Genomic DNA, 5,891 nt, shown 5'->3' with positions numbered 1-5,891 from the left:
GGGATCTTGATGAGCATGCTGCCGTGGAGCCTGTGCACCCTGACGAGGTTCAGGCCGCCGACGCCGATCTCGACACGTTTCTCCTTGATGAACTCAAGGATCAGGATTTTGGTGCTGAAGATGCCGCCGAATCGCAAGATGCCGGATCGCAAGATGCCGATTTCGACAATGATGACCTCAATGCCGCTTTCGCCAGGGATATCGGCCTCGATCACGATGCCGCCGGCGACGGGATTGCGGCTGACGCCGAGGAAGAAGAGCCACATGATTCGCTCGGCTGGCGGACGCCGCGCTCGATCCCGCCCGAACCCGCTCGCTCCTGGAGCCGTGTGACGCCGGTCGCGAATACGCAGCCCGCTTTCGCAAGCCAACCGGTGGCCTCAGTGAAGCCCGCAGCCACGCCGCCGCCAACGATGGCTGCGGCGCCATCCCGCCAGGAAGAGCCGACGGCCGTGGCTGATGCCGCCTATGCAGCACCGGCGCCGGCAGAACAGCCTTCGGCATTTGATGAGATGCCCGATGTCGAGACGGTCGATGTGCCGGAGCGCGTCGTGGCGCTGGCGGACGATCTCGATATTCCGGAAATCAACTTCGAGGAAGACGAGCCAGCGGCGCCCGCTTATGACGATCTCGACTCCGATTTCGCCAATCTGCTCACGGAAATGAACGCCGTGAATGTCGCTCCCACCCCGGCGCGGAGCGCGGCCTATGACGATGAATCCTACAATGCAGGGTTCAACTCGGGCTACCAGCGCGACCGCGTTGAAACGCGGACCTATGCGGCGAGACCTGTGGAGGCGCCGGCCAACGCGGCCTACGCAGATGCTGCCGACGGCTTCGATCTGGGTGAATTGCCCGGCGGCGGCAAGCCGACTTCGCAGGCCGATGACTTTGCCCTGGACGAACTCGACTATGATCCCGAGCTGGACGAAGCGATGTCAGTTCCGGGCCTGGCCGAACAGGACAGGCAGCCACGCAGCCGCGGCCTGTTTGTTGCAGCGGTCGTCGGCGCGGTGGCGATCGCCGGGGGACTCGGCGCCTTTGCCCTGTCGTTTGGCGGCAAGGGCAGCGGCGACGCGCCGGTCATCGTCAAGGCCGACAATGCACCGATAAAGGTCAAGCCGGAAAACCCGGGCGGCACTGTGGTGCCGAATCAGGACAACAAGGTCTATGACGCGGTGGCCAAGGGCGCGAAGCCTGCCGAACCGATCCAGGAGAAGCTGGTCACCAACACCGAGGAGCCGGTGGATGTGACGGCCAAGGAGCCGCAGAGCGCCGTTGTTGATCTTGGAGATACCAAAGCTTTCGAAGGCACTGACGCGGCTGGTGGCGCGCAGGCGACCGGCGGTACGCAGGCGATCGGCAATGATGTTGCCGCCGCTCCGGCGCCCAAGTCCGAGGATCGTATCGCTCAGGTTCTGCAGGAGGCCGAAAAGTCCGGGAATCCCGATATCGTGGCGGTTGCGCCGCGCAAGGTGAGGACCATGATCGTCAAGTCGGATGGTTCGCTGGTGGCGCGCGAGGATCCCGCGGCACCGCAGGTGGCCGCTGTCGAGCCTGTCGATCCAGAGCCGCAGCGTGTGGCCCCATCCGCCCAGGCTGACGATTCGGCGCAGACCGGCACCGTGCCGCTCGCAAGCAGCCAGGCAACTGAAGACCAGGGGACGAGCAACCAGGCCGAACCTACCCAGACGGAAACGGCCAAACCGGCCGCTGCTGCCAAGGCCCAATCTGCTGACACCCAATCTGGCGATACCCAGTCCGCCAACACGCCGGAAACGGTTCCATTGGCGCCGCAGCGTCCGTCCGATCAGCCGGTCGATGTTGTCGGCGAGGTCAAGCCCGACCAGGTTGCGTCCATCCCAACGACAGCCTCGACCGGCGGCGGTTCCTGGTCGATGCAGATCGCATCGCAGCCGACAGTCGAAAGCGCCCAGTCCAGCTATGCGGACCTGCAGCGCCGCTATGGCAGTGTGCTTGCCGGCCGCACCGCCAATATCGTCAAGGCCGAAATCGCCGGCAAGGGGACCTTCTACCGCGTCCGCGTCCCGGCGCAGTCGCGCAACGATGCGATCAGCCTGTGCACCAGCTATAAGGCCGCCGGCGGCAATTGTTTCGTGTCGCGCTAGAGCGGGATGCGTTTAAATTGAACTGGGCATCCCGCTCTAGCTTTTTGTTTTAGCCGCATTTGTGCGACGCCAAGTGATTCCACTCGGCTGCAAAATGCTCAAGCTGCTCGAAAGCTCCAACTGAAACCCGGCGCGGCCCGCAGGCCGCGCCGGGTTTCGTTTGTCCAAATGCATATAGCCGGATGCGATTCCATTTGTCGGCGCGAAGCTCTAAACTGACAGACATGACCGAATCAAAATCCATGATCCTCGGCTGTGCCGGGAAATCGCTGACGCGCGATGAAATCAATTTCTATCGCAACGAATGCCCGTGGGGCTTTATCCTGTTTGCGCGCAATATCGGCGAGACAGAGCAGATCCGCGATCTGGTCGCCGCGATGCGCGACTGCATCGGGCGCCTGGACGCTCCGGTGTTCATCGACCAGGAAGGCGGCCGGGTGCAGCGCCTGCGGCCGCCGCTGGCGCCGAATTACCCGGCCGGCGGTGCACTCGGCGCGCTGTGGCGCAACGACCACGATGCCGGCGCCCGCGCCACCTGGCTGATGGCGCGGCTGCATGCCTTCGACCTCTCGCGCTTCGGCATCACCGCGGACTGCCTGCCCGTGCTCGACGTGCCGATCGAAGGCGCCAGCGACGTCATCGGCGCGCGCGCCTATGGCAAGGAACCGCGCGCCGTCACCGAGCTTGGCCGCGCGGCGGCTGAAGGGTTGATGTCGGGCGGCGTGCTGCCGGTCATGAAACATATTCCCGGTCATGGGCGGGCTTTTGCCGATACGCATTTCGAGCTGCCGACCGTCGATGCCTCCATGAGCGATCTGCAGCGGCATGATTTCGCGCCATTCAGGGAACTCAACCATTTGCCGATGGCGATGACGGCGCATGTCATCTACAGCGCGATCGACCCGAGGAACCCGGCGACCACCTCTGGCAAGGTCATCGATGAGATCATTCGCGGCGAAATCGGCTTCGACGGGCTGCTGATGAGCGACGACACCTCGATGAAGGCACTTTCTGGGGATTTCCCTTCAAAGGCGGCCGCGATCCTTGCGGCGGGCTGCGATCTGGTCCTTCACTGCAACGGTGTATTCGAGGAGATGGCCGGTATTGCGTCGCGCACCACGGGCTTGGAGGGCAAGTCGCTGGAGCGTGCCAAACGAGCGCTGACCTATATAAAGGATCGCGACGCGGCCGAAGAAGCCGAAATACGCGCCGAGTTCGCCACCTATTTCGACGCTGTGGCCTAGCACCAAAGGGAAACGGGAAGTGGCGGAAACATTGGATAGTAAGGCCGGCAAGGCCGCACCGATGGACCGCTTGTGGGCCGAGAACGATGATTCGCGGTTGACCGGCGATCCCGCTCTGGTCGTCGATGTCGCCGGTTTCGAAGGTCCGCTCGACCTGCTCCTGCATCTTGCCCGCAACCAGAAAGTCGATCTGTCGCGCATCTCGATCCTGGCGCTGGCCGAGCAATATCTGGCGTTTGTCGAGAAGGTGAGGGTGCTGCGGCTCGAGCTTGCCGCCGACTATCTGGTGATGGCGGCGTGGCTGGCCTTCCTCAAGTCGAAGCTTTTGATCCCCAAGCAACCGGGCGAGGAGGGCGAAAGCGGCGAGGAACTGGCGGCGGTGCTGCAATTCCGGCTGAAGCGGCTGGAAGCCATGCGCGACGCGGCGGCCCGGCTGGTCAACCGCAACCGGCTCGGGCGCGACGTATTTGCGCGCGGCATGCCGGAAATGGTCATCGTCGAGAAGCGTAACACTTACTCGGCCTCGCTCTATGATCTGTTGACCGCCTATGCCCAGCAGCGCCAGAAGCAGGCGATCACCAATGTGACGATCGCCAAGCGTGGCGTGTGGTCGCTCAAGGACGCGCGCGATGTGCTGACCAGGCTGATCGGCTCGCTTGCCGACTGGACGGCGCTCGACAGTTTCCTGATCGAGTATCTGTCCAGCCCGGAAGAGCGCCGCACCGCGGTCGCGAGTTCCTTTGCCGCAACGCTGGAACTGGTGCGCGAAGGCAAAATGGAGATGCGGCAGGACGAGGTGTTCGCGCCGCTCTATCTGCGCGGCCGCCCGCAAGGCACTAGAGCAGTCGAGGTGGCATCATGAGCGAACGCGCCAACGCTTCGGTCATTCCGTTCAAGGTCGATGAAGAGACCGAGGAGCGGCTGCCGGCCGAGAGCCCGGCACAGGATATTACCCAGAACCTGTCCCAGAATCCTGGCGAGCGGCTGCATATGGCCGAAGCCGTGCGCATGGCCGAGGCGATCGTATTCGCCAGCGCCGGGCCGGTCAGTGAAAAGCAGCTTGCCGCGCGCCTGCCCGACGGCATCAACATTGCCGCGGCGATGGCTGATCTGCAGCAGATCTATGCGCGGCGCGGCGTCAACCTGGTCCGCGTTGGCGATGCCTGGGCGTTCCGCACCGCCGGCGACCTCGCCTTCCTGATGAGCCGTGACACGGTGCAGCAGAGGAAGCTTTCCCGCGCGGCGCTCGAAGTGCTGGCGATCATCGCCTACCACCAGCCGGTGACGCGCGCCGAGATCGAGGACATCAGGGGCGTCGAGACCTCGAAGGGCACGCTGGACACTCTTTTGGAGACCGAATGGGTGCGCATGCGGGGCCGCAGGCGTACGCCCGGACGGCCCGTCACCTACGGCACGACCGATATCTTCCTCGACCATTTCGCGCTGGAGGAGATCCGCGACCTTCCCGGCATGGAGGAATTGAAGGGCGCCGGTCTGCTTTCCGGCCGCATGCCGTCGAATTTCTCCATCCCGCAGCCGCCGGCCGATCCGGATGCGCTGACCGAAGAGGAGGATCCGCTGACCGACATCGACCTCGAAGAACTCGGCCTGCTGACGCCGCGCGTCACGGAAGATTGACCGCAAACCTGCGGCGGCGCTCGAAATTCGCCACACTTTGGAGCAACGCAATCAGCGTGCGGATTGGGGCTGCGCGGTTTGGTAGCGGGGCAATCGCGCCGAAACCGCGTGACTTCAGCCACTCATTTATAAACTCTGTCGCGGTTGTGTTTGAATCCCAACGCGAAAACGCATAGATCATCGTCAGGGAAAACATTCGAGAGAGATTTGCTATGGGTTCATTTTCGATTTGGCACTGGATGATCGTGCTGGTGATCGTGCTGCTGGTGTTCGGCCGCGGCAAGATTCCAGAGCTGATGGGCGACATGGCCAAGGGCATCAAGAGCTTCAAGAAGGGCATGGCCGACGACGACGTTGCCGACGACAAGCGCACCGTCGAACATCGTGCCGACGAAACCGTTTCGGCAGTGAAGGAAAAGGCCAGCAAAAGCTGAGTCCATACTTTTAGTCGGAACGCATAGTCATGTTCGACATCGGCTGGACCGAGATGCTGGTGATCGCGATCGTCTTGATCGTGGTCGTTGGGCCCAAGGATTTGCCAAACATGTTGCGCACCTTCGGTCGCACGACGGCAAAACTGCGCTCCATGGCGGCCGACTTCCAGAAGCAGTTCAATGAGGCGCTGAAGGAAGCCGACCTTGACGACGTCAAGAAATCGGTCGATTCGCTGCGAAGCCTCAACCCGGCCGCCGAGATCAGGAAACAGCTCAATCCGTTCGAGCAGGCGGCGGCCGACGTTCGTTCCGGGGTGGATGCGGCGATGAAGCCCAAGCCGGCAGCCGATCCCGCCCAGCCTGCCGCTTCGACGCCGCAGGCTGCCGAGCCGCTGAAGAATGGCGCAACGGTACTGCCAGGCGCGGATGCGCCGGAAGCGGCGGTG

General features: G+C 63.2%; 7 protein-coding genes. 6 read left to right on the top strand and 1 reads right to left on the bottom strand.

All coding sequences use genetic code 11. The annotated features are described in order from the left end of the window. The 4 genes from CN311_RS28395 to scpB form a co-directional block, all read left to right on the top strand. A partial coding sequence (locus CN311_RS28395) for an SPOR domain-containing protein (RefSeq protein WP_208866590.1) occupies positions 1-2,129 on the top strand: 2,129 nt, incomplete at its 5' end. 224 nt (positions 2,130-2,353) lie between these two features. Further along, positions 2,354-3,373: a beta-N-acetylhexosaminidase gene (gene nagZ, locus CN311_RS28390; RefSeq protein ID WP_097576940.1), complete on the top strand. Its 1,020-nt coding sequence runs from the start codon at positions 2,354-2,356 to the stop codon at positions 3,371-3,373. Between the two features lie 61 nt (positions 3,374-3,434). Then, positions 3,435-4,235 (top strand): segregation and condensation protein A, encoded by an 801-nt coding sequence (locus CN311_RS28385; protein ID WP_097576939.1) that lies wholly within the window; start codon positions 3,435-3,437, stop codon positions 4,233-4,235. Further along, the gene (gene scpB / locus CN311_RS28380; protein WP_097576938.1) at positions 4,232-5,011 is read left to right on the top strand and encodes an SMC-Scp complex subunit ScpB; all 780 of its coding nucleotides are present in this window, start codon (positions 4,232-4,234) and stop codon (positions 5,009-5,011) included. Before CN311_RS28385 ends, scpB begins: the two co-directional genes overlap by 4 nt. On the opposite strand, the gene CN311_RS33105 is transcribed toward scpB, so the two are convergent. Further along, positions 4,998-5,207: a hypothetical protein gene (locus CN311_RS33105; protein ID WP_097576937.1), complete on the bottom strand. Its 210-nt coding sequence runs from the start codon at positions 5,205-5,207 to the stop codon at positions 4,998-5,000. The two genes, scpB and CN311_RS33105, sit on opposite strands and share 14 nt — an antisense overlap. Positions 5,208-5,223: 16 nt before the next feature. Between CN311_RS33105 and CN311_RS28370 the strand changes: the two genes are divergently transcribed. Continuing rightward, positions 5,224-5,445, top strand: a complete 222-nt coding sequence (locus CN311_RS28370; protein WP_010909892.1) for a twin-arginine translocase TatA/TatE family subunit — start codon at positions 5,224-5,226, stop codon at positions 5,443-5,445. A 29-nt stretch (positions 5,446-5,474) separates the two neighbouring features. Next, the coding region (tatB, locus tag CN311_RS28365; protein WP_097576941.1) for a Sec-independent protein translocase protein TatB at positions 5,475-5,891 on the top strand (417 nt) is incomplete at its 3' end.

Source organism: Mesorhizobium sanjuanii (genome assembly GCF_002529485.1).
Classification (GTDB): Bacteria; Pseudomonadota; Alphaproteobacteria; order Rhizobiales; family Rhizobiaceae; genus Mesorhizobium; species Mesorhizobium sanjuanii.
Note: the sequence above shows the minus strand (reverse complement) of the source record. Positions and strands in the feature narration are given on the sequence as shown.